Origin of the sequence: Mycobacterium sp. 852002-10029_SCH5224772, from assembly GCF_001667315.1 — a bacterium.
GTDB lineage: Bacteria > Actinomycetota > Actinomycetes > Mycobacteriales > Mycobacteriaceae > Mycobacterium.
The window spans coordinates 21632-45631 of the sequence record NZ_LZHT01000110.1 but is presented as its reverse complement, the minus strand read 5'-3'; the positions used below and the strand labels follow the sequence as shown (position 1 = coordinate 45631).

The window sequence follows — 24000 nt, the reverse complement described above, 5'->3', positions numbered from 1 at the left end:
CGGGGAGGTGCCCGCCAAAAAAGTTGATATGACGGTCCCCGAGATGCGCCAGTGGCTGCGCAACTGGGTGGGCAAGGCGGTGGGACGTTCGCCCGACGACATCGACGAGTCGGTGCCGATGGTCGAGCTCGGCCTGGCGTCGCGCGACGCGGTGGCGATGGCCGCCGACATCGAGGACCTGACCGGAGTCACGCTCTCGGTCGCGGTGGCGTTCCAGCATCCGACCATCGAGTCGCTGGCCACTCGCATCATCGAGGGGGAACCCGAACGCCCCGACGACGACCTCGAGGGGGCGGACTGGACCCGCACCGGCCCGGCCGAGCGCGTCGACATCGCGATCGTGGGACTGTCCACCCGGCTGCCCGGCGACATGAACAGCCCCGACGAAACCTGGCAAGCGCTGATGGAGGGCCGCGACGCCATCACCGATCTGCCCGAGGGCCGCTGGTCGGAATTCCTCGAGGAGCCGCGGATCGCCCAGCGCGTCGCCAGCGCCCGCACCCGGGGCGGCTACCTCAAGGACATCAAGGGCTTCGACTCGGAGTTCTTCGCGGTCGCCAAGACCGAGGCCGACAACATCGACCCGCAGCAGCGGATGGCGCTGGAGCTGACCTGGGAGGCACTCGAGCACGCCCGCATCCCGGCGTCGAGCCTTCGCGGCGAGGCCGTCGGCGTGTACGTCGGCTTCTCCAACAACGACTACCAATTCCTGGCGGTCTCCGACCCGACCGTTGCGCACCCGTACGCGATCACCGGCACCGCCAGCTCGATCATCGCCAACCGGGTCTCCTACTTCTACGACTTCCGCGGCCCGTCGGTCGCGCTGGACACCGCTTGCTCGAGCTCGCTGGTGGCGACGCACCAGGCGGTGCAGGCGCTGCGCAACGGCGAATGCGACGTGGCCCTTGCCGGTGGTGTCAACGCGCTGCTGACGCCGTTGGTGACGCTCGGTTTCGACGAGATCGGTCAGGTGCTTTCTCCCGACGGCCGGATCAAGTCGTTCTCATCGGACGCGGACGGCTACACCCGCTCCGAGGGCGGTGGCATGTTCGTGCTCAAGCGGGTCGACGACGCCCGCCGCGACGGCGACCAGATCCTGGCCGTGATCGCCGGCAGCGCGGTCAATCACGACGGCCGGTCCAACGGCCTGATCGCCCCCAACCAGGACGCCCAGGCCGAGGTGCTGCGCCGGGCCTACAAGGATGCCGGCATCGATCCGCGCACCGTCGACTACATCGAGGCACACGGCACCGGCACCGTCCTGGGTGACCCGATCGAGGCCGAGGCGCTGGGTCGCATCGTCGGGCGGGGCCGTCCCGCCGACCGTCCGGCGCTGCTGGGTGCGGTGAAAACCAATGTGGGACACCTGGAGTCGGCCGCCGGCGCGGCGAGCCTGGCCAAGGTGGTGCTGGCGTTGCAGAACGACAAGCTGCCCCCGTCGATCAACTTCGCCGGACCCAGCCCCTACATCGACTTCGACGGCATGCACTTGAAAGTGGTTGACAACGCGACCGATTGGCCGCGCTACGGCGGCTACGCGCTCGCCGGGGTGTCCAGCTTCGGCTTCGGTGGGGCCAACGCGCACTTGGTGGTGCGCGAGGTCCTGCCCCGTGACGTCGTGGAGAAGGAGGCGCGCGAGCCCGAGCCCGCCCCCGAGGTGCAGGCCGCCACCGAGGCGGCCGATGCCCCCACGCTCGAGGCCCACTCGCTGCGGTTCGACGATTTCGGCAACATCATCCCCGACGCGGAGGCGCCCGAGGAAGAAGAATACGAACTGCCGGGTGTGACCGAAGAGGCTCTGCGCCTCAAGGAGATCGCAGCCGAAGAGCTTGCCGCGCAAGAACAATCAGCACCGCTGATCCCGCTCGCGGTATCGGGCTTTTTGACCTCGCGCAAGAAGGCCGCGGCCGCCGAGCTCGCCGACTGGATGGAAAGCCCGGAGGGGCAGGCGTCGTCGCTGGAATCGATCGGCCGGTCGCTGTCGCGGCGCAACCACGGCCGCTCGCGCGCGGTGGTGCTGGCCCACGACCACGAAGAGGCCGTCAAGGGCCTGCGGGCGGTCGCCGAGGGCAAGCAGCGGCCGAACGTGTTCAGCGTCGACGGACCGGTGACCAGCGGCCCGGTCTGGGCGATGGCCGGTTTCGGTGCGCAGCACCGCAAGATGGGCAAGAGCCTCTACCTGCGCAACGAGGTCTTCGCCGAGTGGATCGAGAAGGTCGACGCGCTGATTCAGGACGAGCGGGGCTACTCGGTACTCGAGCTGATCCTCGATGACTCGCACGAATACGGCATCGAAACCTCCAACGTCGTCATCTTCGCCATCCAGATCGCGCTGGGCGAGCTGCTCAAGCATCACGGCGCGAAACCCGCTGCGGTGGTGGGGCAGTCGCTGGGTGAGCCCGCGTCAGCCTACTTCTCCGGCGGGCTGTCGCTGCGGGATGCCGTCCGCGTGATCGCCTCGCGCTCGCACCTGATGGGTGAGGGCGAGGCCATGCTGTTCGGTGAATACATCCGGCTGATGGCGTTGGTGGAGTACTCCGCCGACGAGCTCAAGACCGTGTTCGCCGACTTCCCCGGCCTGGAGGTGTGCGTCTACGCCGCACCCAGTCAGACCGTGATCGGTGGTCCACCCGAGCAGATCGACGCGATCGTCGCCCGCTGTGAGGCGGAGGGTCGCTTCGCCCGCAAGCTGCAGACCAAGGGCGCCGGCCACACCTCGCAGATGGATCCGCTGCTCGGTGAGTTCTCCGCGGAATTGCAGGGCATCAAGCCGATGAGCCCCACCGTCGGGATCTTCTCGACGGTGCACGAGGGCAGCTACATCAAGCCCGGTGGCCAGCCGATCCATGATGTCGACTACTGGGTCAAGGGAATGCGGCATTCGGTCTACTTCACGCACGGCGTCCGCAACGCCGTCGACAGCGGCCACACCACGTTCCTGGAGCTGGCGCCCAACCCGGTGGCGCTGATGCAGATCGGTTTGACCACCGCGGCCGCGGGTTTGCATGACGCCCAATTGATTCCGACGCTGGCCAAAAAGCAGGACGACGTCGAGTCGATGACCTCGGCCATGGCCCAGCTCTACGTCCACGGCCACGATCTGGACATCCGGACGCTGTTCACCCGCGCTCAGGGCCCTGAGGATTACGCGAATATCCCGCCGACCCGGTTCAAGCGCAAAGAGCACTGGCTGGACGTGCACTTCTCCGGCGACGGCTCGGTGATCATGCCGGGGACCCATGTCGCGCTGCCGGACGGCCGCCATGTCTGGGAGTACGCGCCGCGCAACGCGGAGACGGATCTGGGTGCGTTGGTGAGATCGGCTGCGACACAAGTGCTTCCGGATGCGCAGTTGGTGGCGTCCGAGCAGCGCGCGGTGCCCGGGGCGGGTGCGAGGCTGGTGACGACGATGACCCGGCACCCGGGTGGCGCCTCGGTTCAGGTGCACGCCCGCATCGACGAGTCCTTCACCCTGGTCTACGACGCGCTGGTGTCGCGGGCCGGCCAGAGCGTGGCCGCGTTGCCGACCGCCGTGGGCGCCGGCGCGGCAATTGCCGCCGCCCCCACCACGATCGCCGCGCCCGGCGCGTCGGCCGCCGGGGCGGCCGCACCGGCGGAGGAGACTGACGCCGAGACGCTGTCGGACAGCCTGACCAACCGCTACCTGCCGTCCAGCGTGGGCAGATGGACACCGGATTCCGGTGAGACCATCGGCGAGCGGCTGGGCCTGATCGTCTCGGCGGCCATGGGCTACGAGCCCGAGGACCTGCCGTGGGAGGTGCCGCTGATCGAGCTCGGCCTGGACTCGCTGATGGCGGTGCGGATCAAGAACCGCGTCGAATACGACTTCAACCTGCCGCCAATCCAATTGACCGCCGTGCGCGACGCCAACCTCTACGCCATCGAGAAGTTGATCGAGTACGCGGTCGAGCACCGCGACGAGGTCGAGCAGCTGGCCGAGCACCAGAAGACGCAGACGCCCGAAGAGATCGCCAAGGAGCAGGCCCAGTTGCTCAGCGGGGCCACGCCGACATCGGCCGCCGCACCCGCACCGGATCCGCAGGCCGAGCCCGAGACGCAGCCGGAGACGCCGTCGTCGGCATCGGACGCCCCGATCCCGCCGCCGCCGACGGATCCGTCGGGACCCTCGGGCAACGGCGCCACGCCGAACCTGGCGGGAGCACTCAGCCAGGAGGCGGTGGCCAACGCGCTCAATTCCGATGTGCCGCCGCGTGATGCCGCCGAGCGGGTCACCTTCGCCACCTGGGCCATCGTCACGGGCAAGTCGCCGGGCGGCATCTTCAACCCGCTGCCCAAGCTGGACGAGGATACCGCGGCCAAGGTGGCGCAACGCCTCTCGGAGCGCGCCGACGGCCCGATCACCGCGCAGGACGTACTGACGTCCGACACCATCGAGGCGCTGGCCGAGAAGGTCCGTCAGTACCTGGAGGCCGGTCAGATCGACGGCTTCGTCCGGACCATCCGGGCGCCGGAGAACGACTCGCAGGTACCCGTTTTCGTGTTCCACCCGGCCGGCGGGTCGACCGTGGTCTACGAGCCGCTGCTCAACCGGCTGCCGGCCAAGACCCCGATGTACGGGTTGGAGCGGGTCGAGGGCACCATTCAGGAGCGGGCCGCCCAGTATGTGCCGAAGCTGCTGGAAATGAATGAGGGCAAGCCGTTCATTCTGGCCGGGTGGTCGCTCGGCGGTGCGCTGGCGTACGCGTGCGCGATCGGGCTGAAGCGCGCCGGTGCCGACGTCCGCTTTGTCGGGATGATCGACACGGTGCGCGCCGGCGAGGAGATCCCGCAGACCAAGGAGGAAACCCGGGCGCGCTGGGACCGTTACGCGAAGTTCGCGGAGCGCACCTTCAACGTCGAGATTCCCGCGATCCCCTACGAGCAACTCGAAGAGCTCGACGACGAGGGTCAGGTCAAGTTCGTCTTGGACATCGTCCAGCAGAGCGGCGTGCAGATTCCGGGCGGCATCGTCGAGCACCAGCGGACGTCGTATCTGGACAACCGGGCGCTCGAGACCGTCGTGATCGAGCCGTACGACGGCCACGTGACCCTCTACATGGCCGATCGCTACCACGATGACGTCATCGAGTTCGAGCCGCGCTATGCGGTCCGCCAGCCCGATGGCGGCTGGGGTGAGTTCGTGGCGGACCTGGAGGTGGTTCCCATCGGTGGCGAACACATCCAGGCCATCGACGAGCCGATCGTCGCCAAGGTGGGCGCGCACCTGGCCGAGGTGCTGAATAAGGTGGACGCGGAAACCACTCAGACAAGTGAGGTAGGCAAGTAGTGACGGAGATGGCGCCGGCTCCCATCCAGCACACCACGGCCGAGAAGCTGGCTGAGCTCTATCGCCGCCTGGAACTGGCCAAAGAACCCGGCGGTGAGAAGGCCGTCGCCAAGCGCGACAAGAAGGGCATCCCCAGCGCCCGCGCCCGCGTGCACGCGCTGGTCGACCCGGGCACCTTCCTGGAGACCGGGGCGCTGGCCAAGACGCCCAACGACCCGAACGCGCTCTACGGAGACGGGTGCGTCACCGGACACGCGATGATCGACGGCCGGCCGGTCGGGGTGTTCTCCCACGACCAGACGGTGTTCCAGGGCACCGTCGGCGAGATGTTCGGCCGCAAGGTCGCGCGGCTGATGGAGTGGTGCGCGATGGTCGGTTGTCCGATCATCGGCATCCAGGACTCGGGTGGCGCCCGGATTCAGGATGCGGTCACCTCGCTGGCGTGGTACGCCGAGCTGGGCCGCCGTCACGAGGCGCTGTCCGGGCTGGTGCCGCAGATCTCCCTCATCTTCGGCAAATGCGCTGGGGGAGCGGTCTATTCGCCGATCCAGGACGATCTGCTCGTCTCGGTGCGCGACCAGGGCTACTTCTTCGTCACCGGACCCGACGTGATCCAGGAGGTCACCGGCGAGGAGGTCAGCCTCGACGAGCTCGGCGGCTCCGACGCGCAGGCCCGCTACGGCAACATCCACCAGGTGGTGGACTCCGAGGCCGAGGCGTTCCAGTACGTGCGCGACTTCCTGTCGTTTTTGCCGTCGAGCGCCGTCGGCCAGCCGCCGATCGTCAACCCCGGCCTCGAGCCGGAGACGACCCCGACCGATCTGGAGCTCGACTCGATCGTGCCGGACTCGGACAACATGGCCTACGACATGCACGAGATCCTGCTGCGCATCTTCGACGACGGCGACTTCCTCGACGTCGCCGCGCAGGGCGGCCCGGCCATCATCACCGGATTCGCGCGGGTCGACGGGCGCCCGGTCGGCGTGATCGCCAACCAACCCATGTACCTGTCCGGGTCGATCGACAACGAGGCCTCCGACAAGGCGGCGCGGTTCATCCGGTTCTGCGACGCGTTCAACATCCCGCTCGTTTTCGTGGTGGACACCCCGGGCTTCCTGCCGGGCGCGGAGCAGGAGCGCAACGGCATCATCAAGCGCGGCGGCCGGTTCCTGTACTCGGTCGTCGAGGCCGACGTGCCGAAGGTGACGATCACCGTCCGCAAGTCTTACGGCGGCGCTTACGCGGTGATGGGGTCGCGGCAGCTGACCGCCGACTTCAACTTCGCCTGGCCCACCGCGCGCATCGCGGTGATCGGCGCCGAGGGGGCCGCGCAGTTGCTGATGAAGCGCTTCCCCGACCCGACCACGCCCGAGGCGCAGCAGATCAAGAAGGACTTCATCGAGGGCTACAACCTCAACATGGCGATCCCGTGGACCGCCGCCGAACGCGGCTTCATCGATGCGGTCATCGATCCGCACCAGACCAGGCTGCTGCTGCGCAAGTCGATGAAGCTGTTGCGGGACAAGCAATTGTGGTTCCGCACGGCGCGCAAGCACGGGCTCATCCCGATCTAGTCCTCACCGCGCGTGGTTGAAGGCGCCGTCGAGCAACTCGTCGAAGCGCTCCAGCGCCTCGTCGGAGTCGGCGTCGATCCCGCGCAGCGCCCCGCGGTCGGCGAGATATCGCTGCGCGTAGAGCCGTGCCACCAGCGCCTTGCGCTCGCCGCCGCGGGTGGCCCGCTCCCAGGCGGCCTGCTCGATGAGCAGCGCTCCGCCGTAGACGTCACCCATGAACTGCGCCAGTCCGAACAGTCGCGCCTCGGCCATCTCCCGGTCGAGTTTGGACCACGCGGTGATCGCCGCGTCGAGATCCTCGATCCGGCCGGCGACCAGCCGGGTGGCCTCGTCGTCCTCGGCGACCGACACCGCATCGCGCAGGCGCGCCAACAGTGTCTCGTGCGCGCGGGTTTGCTCGATCCCGCGGCGCACGTCCAGGCACAGGATGTTGTCCGGGCCCTCCCAGATGGTGTTGACCTGCGCATCGCGCAAAAGCCTTGCCACCGGCCAGCTCTCGATATAACCGTTGCCGCCGTGGATCTCGATCGCATCCGACGCCGCGGTGATCCCGAGCCGGCACACCTTCAGCTTGGTGACCGGCACCGCGATGCGCTGCCGCAGGCTGCGCGGCTGACGATGGTTGGTGGCGCCGGTGCCGTCGAACACCAGCGCCTGGGCGGCCTCGACATCGACGATCATCTCGGCGAGCTTGCGCCGCATCAACGGCTTGTCGATCAGCGCCCCGCCGAAGGCGCGCCGCTGCCGCGCGTAACACAGCGACTCGACCAGGGCGCGGCGGGCGTTGCCGAGCCCGAACAACGCGATGCCCAGCCGCGCGGCGTTGGTGAGCTCCATCATGCGGCCCAGACCCTTGCCGTCGGAGGGTCCGGATTCGGCGCTGGGTTCGCCGGACAACAGGAACGCCTCGGCGTCGACGAACTCGACCTCGCCCGAGGCCACCGAGCGGGTGCCGAGCTTGTCCTTCAACCGCCGCACCCGCACCCCGTTGCGGGAGCCGTCGCGACGGGTGCGCAGCACCAGGAAGTTGGCGACGCCCCGCGAAGAGTCCGGTGCGCCTTCGGGTTTGGCCAACACGACGAACGCCTCCCCGGCGCAGTTGGACGCAAACCACTTGAACCCGTTCAGCAACCACGAGTCACCGTGACGTGTCGCGGTCGTCTCGAGCGCGCCCAGGTCGGAGCCGCCGGTGCGTTCGGTGAGCAGCTGGGCCGTCTCGCCGGCCCACTCGCCGGACGCGAACTTGGCCAGCACGTGTTCGGCCACATCGGCCGGCGCGTAGGCCGCCACCAGCGAGGAGACCATGCCGCCACCGGTGCCCAACGCGCATCCCATCCCGATATCGGCTTGATTGAGCAGATAATTCGACGCGAACAGCGTCAGCGACGAACTCATCTTGGCCTCGCGCGCCTCGGTTCGCAGCGCCTGCTGCGCATCCAGGACGGCCCGCTTGGACTGCGTGAACGACGGTGGCATGACCACCTGGCTGACGTCGTGGCCCCACCGGTCGTAGCGCTCCAGCCGCGGTGGGTTGCGGTCGGTCTCTTCGGCCCACCGCGCCACCGGACCGCCCATCAGCTCGCCGATGCGCGTGAGGTGGCGCTCGGCCACTTTCAGCTCTTCGGGCGGCAGGTAGTAGGCCATGGTGAACTGCAGCGTGGGATCGGTGCTGTACCAATTGAGACCGACCGCGCCGCGGTAGTTCTCGGTCGCGTAGCGCTGCGATTTTTCTTCAGTGGAGAACGGCAGCTGGTCCACCGCCTCTACGGCGTAGTCGCTCATGGTTGAGACGCTACGCGCCGAGCCGATCGCACTCCTCGGTGTCAGGGCGTCTGGGCGGTGAGGAAAACCAGCCGGAAATTGCCGACCTGGAGCACGTCGCCGTTGGCGAGCACCGCGGAGTCGACGGCTTCCCGGTTGCGATAGGTGCCATTGAGGCTGCCGAGGTCGACGACGCGGAATTCGTCGTTCTCGTGGCGGAATTCGGCATGCCGGCGGCTGACCGTGATGTGGTCGAGAAAGATGTCGCTGGCGGGGTGGCGTCCGGCTGTCATGACGGGCTGGTTCAGGATGAACTGCGATCCGACGTTGGGACCCCGTTTCACCACGAGCATGGCCGAGCCGCGCTCCAGCGCCGCCGCCTCGGCCGCTGCCGACGACGTGTCGATCTCCTCGGGGAGGTCGGTACGCAGCGCGGAGCCGATATCGCCGGTGGCGTCATCCGCCGCGATGCGCTGCTGTCGTGTGTCCCGTTGTGATGCCGACACCCTTGCCTCTCATCCGACGCCAGGTCTTTCGACGCGTCTATTGGAGCATTCGACCCGGGCGGCGAGATAGGGACCGAAGTCCCCTATGCCCGCACCGGCGCCACGAACTCCGACGTGTAGAACTCCGCCGGGTTCTGCGAGTGAGGGTTTGGCTGTTGGACAATCACCCAGACTCCCGTCGTGCCGGGCCGAATACTGTCTTGCACGGTCGTATTTCCGCTGCCCGCCCCGTCGGTGTCCAGGCCGGTAAAGGCGGTCCCGGGATCACCGGGCCCGCACGTGGCCGAGGCGGGGCGGGGCACCTGGATAAGCCCCACATCGAAATGGGTGCCGGGCTCGGGCGCGTCCACCAAATGGACGTCCGCGACCACCCGTGACCCGGCCGTGTGGACGACGACGGAACCCGTCCCCAGTGCCGGGCGCGGCACCTGCGGCACGGTACTCACGAGGCTGAAATCGCAACGCCGAAGTTTGGCATCCAGAACGACGGTGGTGCCGCCGCCGTCCGCGGCCGCCGTGCCGATGGCCAACGTCGCGACCGGGATGACCGCGGCAATACAGCTTCCGAGGCGTGTCAGCGCGTGCATGGGGCGACCCTTTTCCGTTGTGTGAACGGGATCACATCGGAATGAGTATTGACCCGCAATTCGCCGGTTCAAACCCGCCGCCGACACTTACTCAGGCGTTAATTCGGCGCCCTATTCCACCAATCAATAGCTGCCCTCGCCCGCCATTTAAATACGCCCGGAAATAACACCTTTCGCCGCGATTACGGCTTGATGCGGATCTGGCCCGGCGACCACCATCCGGTGCGGGTCGCGGTGCCCAGGCCGAGCTGTGCGGGATGCGCGTCGGCGATGGTGTCGAATTTGCGCAGCGACCCCCAGTCGCGGCCCCAGTCACGGGACAGGTAGGTCGACATCACGTGGGCCCGCAGCAACAGATCCGTGATACCCAGCAGGCCCCCATTGACGCCGTCCTGCCAGGTGTCCGTGTCCTGCTTCTTGGCGTTGTAGTCCGGGGTGATGCGGTATTTCGGGATCTCGGTGACGCCGTTGGCGTGCAGCATCGGCTGTTGGCACGGGAAGGCCAATCCGACCGCCCAGTCCATCAGCACCGGCTGTGTGGAACCGACGTACTCCTGCAGCGAGCGCAACTCCGGCACCCGCGGCGGGGTCACCGCGATCCAGTCCTCCGGCGTCAGAGACAGGTCCTCGGCCACCACCCGCACGGCGACCGCGTCGGCGGGCATCTGCGTGCGTGCGAACCGCAGATTTCGCCACACTTTGGGTTGTTCGCCGTAGAGGTCGTAGGGCACCAACCGGCCCGCAGGCTGTACGGAGCCGTCGGCTCCGGGCCTGCCGAATTCCAATTCCACCGTCTGCCCGGTGGTGTGGTGGTGCAGGATGCTGTTGCCGGTGATGGTGCCCGCGGCGGTGATGACGATCAGCGGGTGTCCGGCGTCGGGTTTCGGCAGCTGGTACCACGCCGAGTTCAGCCTGCTCTGCTGTTGCGCGCCGGTGGTGTAGCTGCCCGCCAACGGAACTTGCTGAGGGTTCAGGCCGTACGGCAGCGGTACCGTTGATCCGTTGATACCCGGCGTCGTTAGCTTGAGTGGTGCGTCCCAGTCGTAGTCAGTGCCGGGTTGCGGCACCGAGGTCTCCTTGACCGACTCGGCCAGGGTGCGGTCCGGCACCCCGTTCGGCGTGAATCCTGTTGGGCGCTCACCACCCAGCGGTCCCAACGGTCCGTAATTGCCGGGTAGCGGCGCCATGAAGCCGGCGTTGCTGTCCGGCTCGACGAGCACGTCGTCGGCCAAGCCGCAGCCTCCGCTGAATTCGCGCAGGTTGTCCCAGGCGTTGGAATAGGTGGGATACTGACGGACGATGCCGGCCGCCATCGACGCGATGAACACCAGCGCCATGAAGCCGGCCGCGAGGGGGACAGGCGCCGCCGTCAGCGCCCGGGCTACGCGGCCCTCGCCGTGGTCGCGGGACGCAAAGTGCAACCAAATCGCGTAGAGGACGGCGATCACAAACAGCGCGAAAAAGATTGTGCTGATTGTGATTCCGCCGACCTTCGGCATTGCGCTGTTGAACGGAACGCCGTAGCTGGAGACGTACCACCAGCCGTTGGTGGTGGCGAAACACAGGGCCAACACGAAAAACACCGCCGCCAGGAACGCCATCCGGTTGCGCGACCAGCGCAGCACCTCATGCGACACCAGCACCGTCGTGAGCGCGGCCATCGCCGCCCCCACCGCGGCGAACAGCCCGAAGTGGTGCACCCACTTGGTGGGCGTGAACATCAGGAAGAACATGGTGCCGAAGATGACACCCATCAGCCGCCACGCCGGCCCGCGGGCCACTCCCGGAACACGCTTGCGCCGCAACATGATAAACACGGCCGTGAACAGACACAACGCGGTGATCAGGAACCCGAAGCGGCGCGACAGCGAACCGTCGACGGTGGGCAGAATCAGGTAGTAATAGCGCAGGTTCTCGGTGTACCAGGCCTGGCTGGGGCCGATCGAAGTGCGAATCCTGGTGGCTTCCAGCACGGTTGACAGTGTCTGGTCGGCGAACACGACGGTCAGGATGACCGTGCCGGCGGCCAGCATGGGTGCCACCAGCGGCCACGTGCCGACCAGGCGGTGACGGCGGACCAAAATTCGCAGGATCGGTCGGCCGCCGGCGATCAACGCGGCGACCGCGATCAACCCGGTGGGCTGGACGCCGAGCGTGAACGCGGCGGTGATGACCGCCAATGCCGCGGGCGTCAGCCGGCTGTACCGCATGGAGCGCTCGATCAGCACGTAGGTGATCAGCGAACCGACAGCGATGATCGGCTCGGGGCGCAGGCCGTTGTCGAACGGCATCCAGGCCGTCAGCAGCACCATGCCCGCCGCCCAGTTGGCGGCCTTGCTAGACGCGACCGCGGGCCCCAGTCGGGGGAGCACCTCGCGCGAGAGCAGCAGCCAGCACACGATTCCGGCGATCAAATCCGGCAACCGCATCCACAGGCTGGCGTCGGTGACATGGGTCATCAGCGCCAGCAAGTTGTAGTACCAGCCGAAGGGGTCCTCCGGGCTGCCGAACCACCGGAAGTAGTTGGACATGTAGCCGGCGTGGTCGGCGACCCGCGCCATGCCCAGGATGTAGCCATCGTCGGACGAGTTCGCCCCGATCACATGCCAGAGCACGAACCCGCCGATCACCGCGACATCGGCGAGGGTGAACGTGCGCCAATTCGCCGGAATGAGCCGGCGCATCCGGTGCCCGTCCAGCTGGTCGAGCCGCCACAGCGCGACCAGCGCGACGACGGTGGCCAGGATCGCCAGCACCATCGCGACCAGCTTCAAAGTGGTTGGGGTGGTGGAGAACCTGGTGTCGATGGTCGCCGATAGCTTCAAACCCGCAGGGGCGGCGCCGGTCAGGTCGGTGAACACCCCCACGATTTGCGGCCGCAGGTTCGGGTCGGCGAAACCGCCGCTGATCGGTTTGCCCGCTGGATCATTCAGTCCGACAAAGGTGGCGAAGGCGCCGGCTTTCGTCGAGGTGATGTCGATGTGCTGACATTGCGGGGACGTCACCTGATCCCGAGGCGCGCTGGCGATCACCACGTTGCGGTCGGTGACGTCGACGCGCTTGCCGTTGACGACGACGAACAGCGCGTTGAGCGCGGCGTCCTTGCCCTTCTTGGGCGCCGTACTCAGCACGATCCCGCCCTCCGGTGGCAGGGCGCGCACCGCAGAGCACGGTACGGTTGCCGTCACATCGACCGGGGTCAGCGAAATCAGCGGTGCCGTAACGCTGTTCAGCTGACCGTTCTGCGGCCAATCCAGCGTCGCGGTGGTCTGCACGACGGGTAGCAGCGGGGTGGCAACCGACAGCACGAACCCGATCAGGCCGGCGATGGTCGCCACCCAGCGCGTCACCCGCACGTTCTTGCTGACGGTCGGAGCGCTCATGGGAGTGCCCGAATCGGTCCCTGCCGGCTCCAGCCGTGCACTGTCATCACACCCTGCTCGATCGCGGCGTCCGGCGCCTGATCAGCCGGCACCAGCCGGAAGTACTGTTCCACGGATCCCCAGTCGCGATACCAGTCGCCGCGCAGATACGTCGAGATCGTCGAGGTACGAAGCATCGTCTGAGCGAACAGGAACGGGCCGCCCGCCTCGCCGGCTTGCCAGCCGTTCGACGACGATGCCGTCTGTTTGTGGTCGGGCAGGATGCGGTATTGCGGAAGTTCGGCGACGCCAAGGTGTTCGGAGAATGGCCGCTGGCATGGGAAGTTCGCGGCGGTCGCGATGTCCATCAGCACGGGTGTGCGCGACCCGATCAGCTGCTGCAAGGTTTCGGTCACCGGCACCCGCGGCGGCGTGAACGCGAACCACTGATCGGAGCTCAGGTTCGGGTCGTAGGCGACTATGCGCGCCACGTTGGCCTCCGGCGGCGCCCACGTCAGCGGGAACCGCAGATTGCGCCACGCCGGCTCTGGTCCGATATCGATCGGCTGCACCTCGGTGAGCGGCTGGGTCGTCCCGCCCGGGTGGGCAACTCCCCATTGCAGTTTGAGCGACTGTCCGTAGGTGAAGGTGCCGTCTTCTTTGTAGGACCAGATGGAACCGGCCGCCGACACCACGACGATCGGCCGGTCCGGGGTGCGGGGCGGCAGCTGGTACCAGGCCGAGGTGGCGGTGGCGGCCAGGGAGTTTTCGCCGTAGCTACCCATCACCGGAGTGCGGGCCGGGTCCAGCCCGAACGGCAGCGCAGCATCTGAGCCGTTGACGCCCACCGCCCCTCTGCCGCCGGCCGTGCCCGCGGCGTCGCTCATGGCGGCATTGGGCTTGTTGGGTGAGGCGTCGGAATTCACCACCCCGGGTTTGGTGACCACCGGGTACGACCTCAGGTCATCGCCTACGCCTTTGGCTTTGAAGCCCACCGGATTGACGCCACCGAGCGGACCGTCGGCGCCGAAGGTCTGGCCCGGCGCCGGTGACAGCATGCCGGCATTGGGGTCGGGCTCGGCCAGCACGTCGTCGGCCATGGCGCAACTGCGGGGAGACAACCCCGAACTGATCGCGGCGAGGTTGGCCTTGCCGGTGGTGTAGAGCGGGTAGCGCAACACCGCACCCTTGGTCAGCGAGGCGACCTCGCCGACGACCATGATGGTCGCGACCACCAGCAGCGGGGTCGACGCCAGGACGCGGTTGCGCCGGTTGTCCTTGACCTCGGTGTGGCCGGCGTAGTCCATCCGGAAGTGCTGCCAGGCGGCCAGCAGGCCGGTGATGATCGACAACGTCAAGAACATCGACGTCACCGGGTGGCTGGCGACGACCGGCTGGATGTCGTACCACGGCACCCCGTAGTTGCCGACGTAGAACCATCCGTTGATGCCGGAGGTGGCCACCGCCAGTACGAACAGCAGCGCCGTCACGTACAGCGTCAGATTGCGGCGGTTGTGCAGGCCGATCCGCGAGCACGCGAACGCGGTGACCGCGCCCAGCGCCCCGGCCAGTCCCGCGAAGGCACCGAACTGAATCGCCCACTTGGTCGGGGTGAACGTCAAAAGCAACAGCCCGATCGCGGTGGTGCCGATCAGCCGCCACGCCGGGCCGCTGGCCACCCCCGGCACGCGGCCGCGGCGCAGCAGGATCACGAGCATCCCGAACAGGCACAGCAGCAGGATCAGCACCGCGAAGCGGCGCGCCATCGATCCGTCGGGGTTCGACTCGACGGTGAGGAAGTAGTAGCGCAGCCAGTCCTGGTACCAGGCGATCGTCGGCCCGACCTTGTATTTGATCCGGGCGGACTCGAGCACCGTGGCCAGCGTCTGGCTGCGGAACACCACCACGAGGATCACCGAGAGCGACGCGGCCAGCACCGCCAGCGGAGCCAGCAGCCCGTCGCTCGCCCGGCGGCGCCGGATCGTCTGGGCGACGGCCCGCGCCCCGGTCAGCAGCGCGGCGACGGCGATCAGACCCTGCGGTGCCAGGGTCGCGGTCAGCAGCGCCACGATGATGGCGATCGCGGCCGGGGCGAGCCGTCGCAGCGCGATCGCCCGTTCCACCAGCATCCAGGTGACGAGCACACCGAGGGCGATCAGCGGCTCGGGCCGCAGCCCGTTGTTGAACGGCAGCCAGGCCGCGACGAACACCGCGCCCGCGGTGAACACGGCGATCCGGTTGGCGGCCAATCCACCGCGGCCCGGCCCCAGCCGGCGCAACAGCCAATGGCTGATGATCAGCCAGCAGGCAATTCCGGCGAGCGTGGCGGGCAGCCGCATCCACACGCCGGTGGTGCTCACCGAGGCCAGCTTGGACAGCACGCCCAGGTACCAGTCGAAGGGGGCGTCGGTGGTGCCGAAGTAGCGATAGTAGTTGGTGACGTAGCCGGCCCGGGGGGCGACGCGGGCGATGGTCAGGTTGTAGCCGTCATCCGAAGTGGTGGCACCAATGATGTGCCACAGCAACAGGGTTGCGATCACCCCGGCGTCGGCGATCCACGTCGCCACGCCGACGCGCCGCCAGTTGGCCAGGTGCGTGCCGGGTCGGTACCTGGAGAGCCAGGCGATCGGGGAGCGCCAGTTGAGCAACGTGCTGCCGCCCCGGCTGCGGCGGTCCAGCACCGCGAGCGCGATGATGGCCGTCAGCACGGCCAGGACCCCCAGCACCATCACGATCTTCTTGACGGCGGTGGGCGCGGTGATGAATCGGGTGTCGATGTCGACCCGGGCCGACAGCCCCGGCCCCGCGGGCACCTTCAAATCGGTGAAGATCCCGCCGACCTGGGGCTTCTTCTCGGCCGGCAGGATGCCGGAGGCGCCGGGTATGCCGACGAATTCGGCGCCGGCCGCCTCGATGCCGGCCCAGGCGTGCAGCACGGTGCAGGCCCCGGCGGCGATCGCCGAGCGCTGCGCCACCGCCGCGACGGTGTCGCGGAACGCGACGACGACCACGTCCTTGTTGGCCCGCACGAACAGCCCGTTCTTCCCGGCGTCCATCCCGCCGGGGGGCAGAGTCGAGACCACCAAACCCCCGTTGGCGGGCAGGGTGGCGATGTCGCGGCAGGGGATGGAGATGTCCAGCGCGCGCGGCGCCCCCGACACCAGGGGCGCGGTGATCTGGCTGACGTGCCCGTCCACGGTGCCCTGCGGCCACAGGACCGTCGCCGTGGTCTGCGTCGCCGGAAGCACCGGGACGAGGAGACACAGCAGCAGGCCCACGATTCCCGCGACCGCGGCCACCGATCGGGGGATCCGCTGCGATCGCTCATTACCGTCGTGGGGCACGAGGCTCGATCGTAAGCGACGCGGCTTTGTGCCATCGGGACGCGGGGCCGCGCAGCGGGCGGGCTATCCGTCGAGCCGGGCCGCCAGGGTGGCACGCCCCGGACCGTCGAGGTCGGCGAGTGCGGCCGGGCGCCCGGACATCGCCATCAGCAACGCCTCGCCGGGGCCGGTTACCTCGGGCCCCTCGCCGTGCGTCCAAGCGAGGTCGGTGGCGCGCAGGCGCAGGCCCCTGATCCGTCGCCCCGCGCCGAGCCTCGGGTTGCCCGGCACCAGGGGCAGGATCCGCACCAGCCGGTCGGGTGGGACCTCCCGCGGGCGCCCAAGCGCGCGGCGGATGTCCTGGTGGTGGATCGTGCCGTCGACGAGCGCGATCATTCCCCCGAACCTTGCTGTCAATCCTTGCGGTTGGAGGTGGCTGCGCAGGAACTCCAAAAGCTGCTGCGGGGTCAGGCTCGCGAATTCCTCGACGCCCACCTGGTTGGCCCGCACCACGCGACCCTTCGCAAACCGCTTCAGCAGCCCCAGGGTGCCGAGTTCTTCGTAGCTGATCACATGCGCGACAACGTCTTTGACGCTCCACCGGGTGCACAGGGTGGGAGCCTCCCAGTCCTGCGGCTCACACGTGGCCAGGAAGTCGGCCAGGTCCGCCCGCTCCGCGCGGGCCATGGGCATCAGGTCGGCGGTCATCGGGGGTCACCGCCGGTCAACAGGTCCACGTAGCGACCCAGGTACAGCGGCCAGCCCGCATCGCCGTCGACCCCGTCGGCGACGGATTGCCAACCCGGCCCGTGGCGGTCGAGATGGCGGTGCTCCAGCTCCACGCGGGTGCGCTGGTCGCCGTGGGCGGTGAAGCGGACGTCCACTTCGCTGGTCTTGGACGGGTCGGTCTCGAGCTGCCATGTCGGGCCGATGTCCCAGCTGAACACCACCCGATGTGGCGGCTCATAGACCAGGATGCGCGCCCACCGGCACACGCTGCCGTCGACGCCGCGGTCGTAGATGTGGCCGCCCACGCGGGGCTCGAACACGGTCTCGGCGATGGGGACCGCCAACAGATTGTGCTCGCGCGGCTTGAATGCGCCGAACCGTTCGGTGAAGACGGCGAACGCGCGCTCGATGGGAGCGTTGACGACGGCGTGATGGGTGACGGTGGGAATCCGTTGTGGCGTCATGGGTTTCCTTCGTTGATCTCATCGATGGTCCGCGCATAGCCGGCCAGCGCCTGTGTCCAGAACCGGTCAAGATCGGCGCGCATCGCCTCGAGGCCGGTGGGATCGAGCTGATAGACGCGGCGGGTTCCGGCGGCGCGGTCGCGCACCAGCCCGGCGGATTTGAGCACCTTGAGGTGCTGCGACACCGCCGGTCTGCTGACCGGCAGGTCACGGGCCAGCTCACCGACCGCCGACGGGCCGTGCGCGAGTCGTTCCACGATGGCCCGCCGCGTCCCGTCCGCCAATGCCAGCCACCCGGCATCGCTTTGGTAAGTGACCACGAACCGTAAGCTTAGACTTACCGATACTGGATCTCAAGGGCCGCGCCGGCCGGAAGCGAGGCCGGAACTCTAGGTCTTGCGCAGCGGCGCCGGGTTCCACAGACCGCTGCGCGTCGTCGTCCCCAGGAGCAGCTGGGCCGGCTGCGCGCCGGGATAGTACGGCGTCAGCCGTTGCAGCGAGCCCCAGTCGCGGGACCAGTCGTCCTTCAAATAGGTGGCCATCGTGGTCGCCTTCGCCAACAACTCGGTGACGCCGAGCGGACCACCGCCGTTGTTGTCCATCACCGGCGAGTTGGCCTCGGCGCCGAACCGGTCGGGCAGGATGCGCCACTTCGGCGCCTCGTCGACACCGTTCTGATGCCCGAACGGGCGCTGGCAGGGAAAGGCCAGCCCGACGAGCCAGTCCAGGAACACCGGATCGGTGGAGCCCACCACGTCCTGCAGCGTGCGCAGCTGCGGAATCCGCGGCGGGGTCAACGCGATCCAGTGTTGCGGAGCCAGGTCTTCGTCGTCGGCGACCAGTCGAATCTGGGTGGCCGCAGTCGGAATCGCCGACAGCGGCAGCCGCAGGTTGCGCCACGCCGGGGATGCGCCCACGTCGGCGAATTGGAACGAGCCGCCGGGATGTCCGCTGGCCGCCTGCTCGTCGGTGGCCCACTGCACCTGGACCTCGCGGGGGTCGAAGCGCCCGGACGCGCTCACCACCAGCAGCGGCCGCGCCTTGTCGCGGGCGGGCAGCCGATACCAGCCCGACCGCAGGTGCGCGGGAATCTGGATGCCCGAGCGCCAGCTGCCGAGCACCGGTGTGCGCGCGGGGTCGAGGTTGAAGGGCAGCTGTGCGGACGAGCCGTTGATCCCCGGGGCGGGGGTGGTGCCGCCCTCGGTGCCCGGCTGGTTGCTGCCGGTCTTCTCCTCGTCGTTGACAAAACTGCGGTCGCCCGGCCGTTCCATCACCGGGTCGGCGCGGACGTCGGCGGGAATTCCGTTGGGCGTGAAGGCTTCCGACATGCCGGCCCCGAGCGCGTCGGCCGCCGAGCCGTTCACCGGCGATAGCATGCCCGCGCCTGCGTCCTGCTCCACCAGCACGTCCTCGGCCAGTCCACACGACTTGCCGGTCAGGGCTTGCAGGTTGGAACGGCCGACCGACCACGCCGGATATTGGTCGGTCATCGCCAGGGTCAGCGATGCCACCTCGAACACCACCAGCGCCCATGTCGCAATGGCCAACGGGGACTGGATGATTCCGGCCGCCCGTGCCCCCGCGCGGGTTCTGGGCGGCCCGTTGTCGGGGGCGACGAAGTGGAACCATGCCGCCAGCAGCAGCACCGCCACGGTCAGCCCGAGCAGCGCGGTGGCGAACGCGTAATGCCACGCCGGGAACGCATTCGACCACGGCACACCGAAATTCGATACGTACCACCAACCGTTGACGCTGGCGAACGACAGCGCGACCAAGAACAGCACCACGGCGGCGTACACGGTGCGGTTGCGCCGGGACCGCATGGCCACGGCCGTCACCGCGACCGCGGCCAGCGCGCCCAGCGGTCCGGCGAGTCCGGCGAACACGCCGAAGTGGTGGGTCCATTTGGTGGGGGTGAACATCATCGCGACGAAGGAGATGATGGTGATCCCGACGATGCGCCGGCTGGGCCCGGTGGCGGTGCCCGGAATTCGGCCCTTGCGCAACGACATCGCGACCGTGACCCCGAGCGCGAGTACCAGCGCCAGCACGGCGAACCGGCGGGCCACCGACCCGTCGGGGCTGGCCATGAACAGCCGCTCGTAGCGGATGTGTTCGTCGAACCAACTCAGGCTGGGGCCGACGGCGCGCTTGAGCATGGTGGCCTGGACCTCACCGGCCAGCGTCTGGTCACGGAAGATCAGGATGGCGGTGACGGTGACGGCGGCCAGCAACGGCAGCACCAGCGGCAGCGCGCCGAATCGCTTGATCCTGCGGTGCAGGATGGTGCGCAGTGGCCCGATCGCGACCAGCAGAGCACCGATCGAGGCGATGCCCGTCGGCCCGGAGAACAGGGTCAGCGCGCCGATGATGCACGCGATCGCCACCGGCAGCAGCCGGCTGGTGGCCACCGCGCGCTCCACCGAACACCACGTCAGCGAGATGCCCAGGGCGATGATCGGCTCGGGGCGCAGGCCGTTGTCGAGCGGGAGCCAGACCGCCAGGAACGTGCCCGCCGCGGTCCAGGCCGCCGCCCGGTTCTGCTTGACCGCATGGCCCAGGCGGGGCATGACTTCCCGGCTGATCACCCACCAGCACGTCAGCGCCATCACCAAGGTGGGCAACCGCATCCAGATGCTGGTGGTGCTGACGTGGGCCCACAGCGCCAGCAGGTCGTAGTACCAGCCGAAGGGGGCCTCGGGCGTGCCGAACCAGCGGTAGTAGTTGGCCATATAGCCGGCGTGCTCGGACACCCGCGCCATGGTCAGGATGTAGCCGTCGTCGGACGTGTTGGCGCCGACGAAATGCCACCACACCAGCACCGCGATGACCAGGGCGTCCAGGGCGCCGACCGACCACCAGCGCGCGGGCAGGAAGCGGCGGTGCCGGGTTCCGTCGGCGGTGTCCAGCCGGTGCAGCGCGACCAGCGACGCGGCAGTCAGCACCAGGCCCAGGATCATCGCGGCCATCTTCAACGGGGTGGGGCTGCTGCTGTAGCGGGTGTCGATGGTCGCCGAGAAGCTCAGCCCGGGCGGTGTCGGCCCGGTCAAATCGGTGAAGACGCCGACGATCTGCGGCCGGAAGTCATAGCCGCTCTTCTCGCCGCGCAGCGGCGAGCCGGGATGTTCGGCGTTGGGTCCCTGGGTCAGCCCGACGAACTCGGCGGTGATCCGGTCGGCGTGCGCGGTGAACGTCAACCGCTGGCAGGCCGGGCTGAGCACCTGGCTCAGCGGGGCGCTCACCACCGGGACGTTGCGCACCACCAGCACCAGTTCGTCGTTGGCGCGCACGATCAGCAGGCCGCGGTCCACGGCCTTGGGCGCCTGCTTGGGCACCGTCGACAGCAGCACCGTCTTGCCGGCGTTGCCTCCTCCGGTCAGCCCGGCGGCGGCCTGGCACGGGACGGTGATGTTCAAATCGGTGGCGACGTACCCGATCAGGGGCGCGTCGACGCTGCCGAAGGTGCCGTTCTGGGGCCAGTTCAGCTGGGCGGTGGTCTGGTCGACCGGCAGCAGTGGGGTGGCGATGGCCAGCAGCACGCCGAGCAGCCCGGCGACGGAAGCAACCAGCCGGGCGATCCGGTGATTGGCTTCCCTGTCTTGCACGGTGCTAGATGCTAGTTCTTCGGCCGTGTGAGGCCCCGTTTGAGGCGTGGTCTCGGTGCTCATCAGCCGCTACGCCGCCGGCTTGCGGATGGCCAGCACGAAGGGGCCGACGCTGCGGACGACGAAGCGTGGGCTGTCGAACAGCGCACCGCGCAGATCGACGGTGTAGCGCCGCACGTTGGGCTGGTTGGGATAGACGTCCTCGGCCAGCCGCAGGGTGTAGTTGCCTCCCAAACCAGAACCGGCGCCGCGGCGCATCAGGAATACGGTCGGCGGCGGCCAAGGGCAGGTATCCAGCGCGTGGATCAGCTCGTCGGCGGTCTTGAGCTTGGACCACTTGTTGATCTGCGCGGCCCGCAGGTCGAATTGGGCGAGCGGGTTGGCGTAGTGCGACGTGAGTCCCTGGAATCCCCAGTAGGGATAGAAGGACAGGAAGCTGTAGTCGGCCGTCATCACCACGGTCTGGTCACGGGGCCTGCCCGTCACCTGCGTGATGTCGTGATCGATTGTCGCATAGAACTTTTCGGCGCTGGGCGGCCGCCGGTCGCCGCGCTGCCCGTTGCCGTCGGTGTCGGTGTAGGCGATGGTGAGATCCGGGCGCAGCACGTCGGGGATGTCCTGGCTGAACGCGATCGCCGCGGCCAGGCCGATCGCGCCGGCCACCGGGGAGACGGTTCGGCCCCAACTCCGATCGCGGCCCGCGGCGGCCAGCGCCGCAGCGAGTTCAAGGAATCCGAACGCCCCGGCGGCCACCAGCAGCACGCTCAGGGTCGGCTGCAGCCGGAACGACAACAGCGTGACGCGCGCCAACGTGGTGAGCATCGACAGCAACGACCACAGGTAGACGGCGAGCACGCCGATGGCCAGCGCGCCCGCCCGTACCGAGGAGCGGGCCCGCACCACCAGCCACAGGGTGCCGATCATGGCGACGATGCCGAGCAGCGTGAACTGCAGCATCGGGAAGGTCAGCTCGGCCCCGTCGGCCGGCAGGTAGTGGGCGGCGCCTCCGGTGTTGCTGATCGGGCTGCCGGCCGCTCGCAACAGGAACGGCAACCAGGTCGTGCATCCGATCACCACGGCCATGCCGGCGATGACGGCCAAGCGCGCAAGCGGATCGAGCGCGGCCTTGACGCCGTCGCTCTTCCTGTTTCGATACCAACGGCGCCCGGCCAGCCACAGCGCCATCAGCCCCACCGCGAACGCGCTGAACCCGAACAACAGCGTGTACCAGGTGGCCGTCCACCCCAGGAAAAGCCCGGCGCCGATCACCGCGCCCCAGCCGGCGCGTCTCGGCGCGTCGGGACGGTCCGCGGCGCGCAGGCCCGACCAGGTCAGCACCAGCACCGGCGGCAACAGCACGGTGATCATCGCCGAGTAGGGCTCGGGCGAGCCGTAGGCCAGCGTGACCGCGGCCGTCGCGGTGGTCACGATCAGCGCGTACTCGAACCGCACCATCCGCCACCACAGCACCAGCGCGACCGCGACCGCGATCGTGATCGAGGTGATGGCCCACGGCTTGAAGATCTCCCAGGCCGGTGTCCCGCTGAGCGCCGCCGCGCGCCCGCCGATCCAGAACCAGCCGGGCGGGTAGAACGGCGGCAGCCCGAGATAGGTCATGTCGCGCAGCGCGGGGTTGTCGGCGAGGCGGGTCACGTATTCGGTGCGGAACTGCTGGTCGACGGAGATGCCGAACAGGTACAGCTTGGTGGCCCCCAGCGGCATGCCCAGGGTGACGACGGTGAACGCCGACACGAAGACCAGCCCACCCAATCGCGCGAGCAGCCGACCCCTGGGCCGGCCGGAGCGCCGCCACGCCCAGCCGACGGCGAGAAGCCCGGCCAGGCAGCCGACCTGGCCCACGGTGGTCAGCGCGTGAAGTTGATTGGATGACGGGAACGCCGGCCATTGCACGCGGGAGATGGCGGTCAGCGACACCACCGCGACGGCCACTGCGACCAGCACCGCCAAGGCCATCTGGCCGAGGGTGGCCAGCGCGTTACGCATGATCAGATTGGCAGCTTGCGGAAGATGGGACGCGGGACGTGTCGCAACACCATCATCACATAACGGAATGCTGCTGGTGCCCAAACCAATTCCTTACCCTTTGCGGCAGCGGTGACCGCGAGGTTGGCGACGTATTCCTTGTCGACGGTCAGTGGCGCTTCCTTGACGTGCGCGCTCATCCGGGTACGCACCTGGCCGGGACGGATCACCAGGACGCGAACCCCGAACTCACGCAACGCTTCTCCCAGGCCCAGATAGAAGCCGTCCAAACCCGCCTTGGTGGAGCCATAGACGAAGTTGGACCGCCGCACCCGCTCACCGGCGGCCGAACTCATCGCGATGATCTGGCCGAAGCCCTGGGCCCGCATCTTCTCGGCCAGTAGTACGCCCACCGAAACCGCTGCGGTGTAGTTGATTTCGGCGGCCAACACGGCCTTGTGCTGGTTTTGCCACAGCTCCTCGGCGTCACCGAGGATGCCGAAGGCGACGATGGCCACGTCTACATCTCCGTTGGCGAACGCCGCATCGATCATCTTCGGGTGGGTGTCGGGATCGGTGGCTTCGAAATCGATCACCTCCACCGACCGCGCGCCCGCGGCCTTCATCTGCGCCACCGCGGCCTCGCGGCCTGGGTCACCCGGCATGGCGGCCAGCACGATTCGTGCGTGCGCGTTCTGCAGGTAGCGTTCGCAGATGGCCAGCCCGATCTCGGACGTGCCGCCGAGCAGCAGGATGGTCTGCGGATTTCCTACGGCATCTAGAACCATTGACACACCA

At 68.4% G+C, this 24000-nt stretch carries 13 protein-coding genes; 2 read left to right on the top strand and 11 right to left on the bottom strand.

Translation table 11 applies throughout. From position 1 onward, the window contains the following. Positions 1–28: 28 nt before the first annotated feature. Together pks13 and A5775_RS19620 are read left to right on the top strand one after the other, a co-directional pair. Positions 29–5308, top strand: a complete 5280-nt coding sequence (gene pks13, locus A5775_RS19625) for a polyketide synthase Pks13 (RefSeq protein ID WP_197512763.1) — start codon at positions 29–31, stop codon at positions 5306–5308. Positions 5309–5316: 8 nt separating this feature from the next. Next, positions 5317–6882 carry an acyl-CoA carboxylase subunit beta gene (locus A5775_RS19620; protein ID WP_156660782.1) on the top strand — a complete coding sequence of 522 codons (1566 nt, stop codon included), beginning with the start codon at positions 5317–5319 and terminating at the stop codon, positions 6880–6882. Between the two features lie 3 nt (positions 6883–6885). Here the strand turns inward: A5775_RS19620 and A5775_RS19615 are convergent, their stop codons facing one another. From A5775_RS19615 to A5775_RS19565, 11 genes are all read right to left on the bottom strand, one after another. Then, positions 6886–8664 (bottom strand): acyl-CoA dehydrogenase family protein, encoded by a 1779-nt coding sequence (locus A5775_RS19615; protein ID WP_067256059.1) that lies wholly within the window; start codon positions 8662–8664, stop codon positions 6886–6888. A gap of 41 nt (positions 8665–8705) precedes the next feature. Continuing rightward, positions 8706–9149 (bottom strand): FHA domain-containing protein, encoded by a 444-nt coding sequence (locus tag A5775_RS19610; protein ID WP_067256057.1) that lies wholly within the window; start codon positions 9147–9149, stop codon positions 8706–8708. An 83-nt stretch (positions 9150–9232) separates the two neighbouring features. After that, positions 9233–9736 (bottom strand): hypothetical protein, encoded by a 504-nt coding sequence (locus A5775_RS19605; RefSeq protein WP_067256054.1) that lies wholly within the window; start codon positions 9734–9736, stop codon positions 9233–9235. A 182-nt stretch (positions 9737–9918) separates the two neighbouring features. Continuing rightward, the gene (locus A5775_RS19600) at positions 9919–13119 is read right to left on the bottom strand and encodes an arabinosyltransferase domain-containing protein (protein WP_067256052.1); all 3201 of its coding nucleotides are present in this window, start codon (positions 13117–13119) and stop codon (positions 9919–9921) included. Then, on the bottom strand, positions 13116–16442 hold the full coding sequence (locus A5775_RS19595) for an arabinosyltransferase domain-containing protein (RefSeq protein WP_067256050.1): 3327 nt from the start codon (positions 16440–16442) through the stop codon (positions 13116–13118). Before A5775_RS19595 ends, A5775_RS19600 begins: the two co-directional genes overlap by 4 nt. Before the next feature lie 63 nt (positions 16443–16505). Continuing rightward, complete coding sequence (locus tag A5775_RS19590; RefSeq protein WP_067256048.1) at positions 16506–17129, bottom strand: maleylpyruvate isomerase family mycothiol-dependent enzyme; 624 nt, start codon at positions 17127–17129, stop codon at positions 16506–16508. After that, on the bottom strand, positions 17126–17614 hold the full coding sequence (locus A5775_RS19585; protein ID WP_067256045.1) for an SRPBCC family protein: 489 nt from the start codon (positions 17612–17614) through the stop codon (positions 17126–17128). Before A5775_RS19585 ends, A5775_RS19590 begins: the two co-directional genes overlap by 4 nt. Then, on the bottom strand, positions 17611–17934 hold the full coding sequence (locus A5775_RS19580; protein ID WP_067256038.1) for a helix-turn-helix transcriptional regulator: 324 nt from the start codon (positions 17932–17934) through the stop codon (positions 17611–17613). Before A5775_RS19580 ends, A5775_RS19585 begins: the two co-directional genes overlap by 4 nt. A gap of 69 nt (positions 17935–18003) precedes the next feature. Then, the gene (locus A5775_RS19575; protein WP_082953090.1) at positions 18004–21282 is read right to left on the bottom strand and encodes an arabinosyltransferase domain-containing protein; all 3279 of its coding nucleotides are present in this window, start codon (positions 21280–21282) and stop codon (positions 18004–18006) included. Between the two features lie 6 nt (positions 21283–21288). Beyond that, positions 21289–23223: a galactan 5-O-arabinofuranosyltransferase gene (locus A5775_RS19570; RefSeq protein ID WP_067256036.1), complete on the bottom strand. Its 1935-nt coding sequence runs from the start codon at positions 23221–23223 to the stop codon at positions 21289–21291. 2 nt (positions 23224–23225) lie between these two features. Continuing rightward, positions 23226–23990 (bottom strand): decaprenylphospho-beta-D-erythro-pentofuranosid-2-ulose 2-reductase, encoded by a 765-nt coding sequence (locus tag A5775_RS19565; protein WP_067256033.1) that lies wholly within the window; start codon positions 23988–23990, stop codon positions 23226–23228. Between the last annotated feature and the right edge of the window lie 10 nt (positions 23991–24000).

What these genes read in the sequence shown, in the direction of transcription:
- pks13 (WP_197512763.1), top strand. Translation starts at nt 29, where the DNA reads ATGACGGTCCCCGAGATGCGCCAGTGGCTGCGCAACTGGGTGGGCAAG.
- A5775_RS19620 (WP_156660782.1), top strand. Translation starts at nt 5,317, where the DNA reads ATGGCGCCGGCTCCCATCCAGCACACCACGGCCGAGAAGCTGGCTGAG.
- A5775_RS19615 (WP_067256059.1), bottom strand. Translation starts at nt 8,664, where the DNA reads ATGAGCGACTACGCCGTAGAGGCGGTGGACCAGCTGCCGTTCTCCACT.
- A5775_RS19605 (WP_067256054.1), bottom strand. Translation starts at nt 9,736, where the DNA reads ATGCACGCGCTGACACGCCTCGGAAGCTGTATTGCCGCGGTCATCCCG.
- A5775_RS19600 (WP_067256052.1), bottom strand. Translation starts at nt 13,119, where the DNA reads ATGAGCGCTCCGACCGTCAGCAAGAACGTGCGGGTGACGCGCTGGGTG.
- A5775_RS19590 (WP_067256048.1), bottom strand. Translation starts at nt 17,129, where the DNA reads ATGACCGCCGACCTGATGCCCATGGCCCGCGCGGAGCGGGCGGACCTG.
- A5775_RS19585 (WP_067256045.1), bottom strand. Translation starts at nt 17,614, where the DNA reads ATGACGCCACAACGGATTCCCACCGTCACCCATCACGCCGTCGTCAAC.
- A5775_RS19575 (WP_082953090.1), bottom strand. Translation starts at nt 21,282, where the DNA reads ATGAGCACCGAGACCACGCCTCAAACGGGGCCTCACACGGCCGAAGAA.
- A5775_RS19570 (WP_067256036.1), bottom strand. Translation starts at nt 23,223, where the DNA reads ATGCGTAACGCGCTGGCCACCCTCGGCCAGATGGCCTTGGCGGTGCTG.
- A5775_RS19565 (WP_067256033.1), bottom strand. Translation starts at nt 23,990, where the DNA reads ATGGTTCTAGATGCCGTAGGAAATCCGCAGACCATCCTGCTGCTCGGC.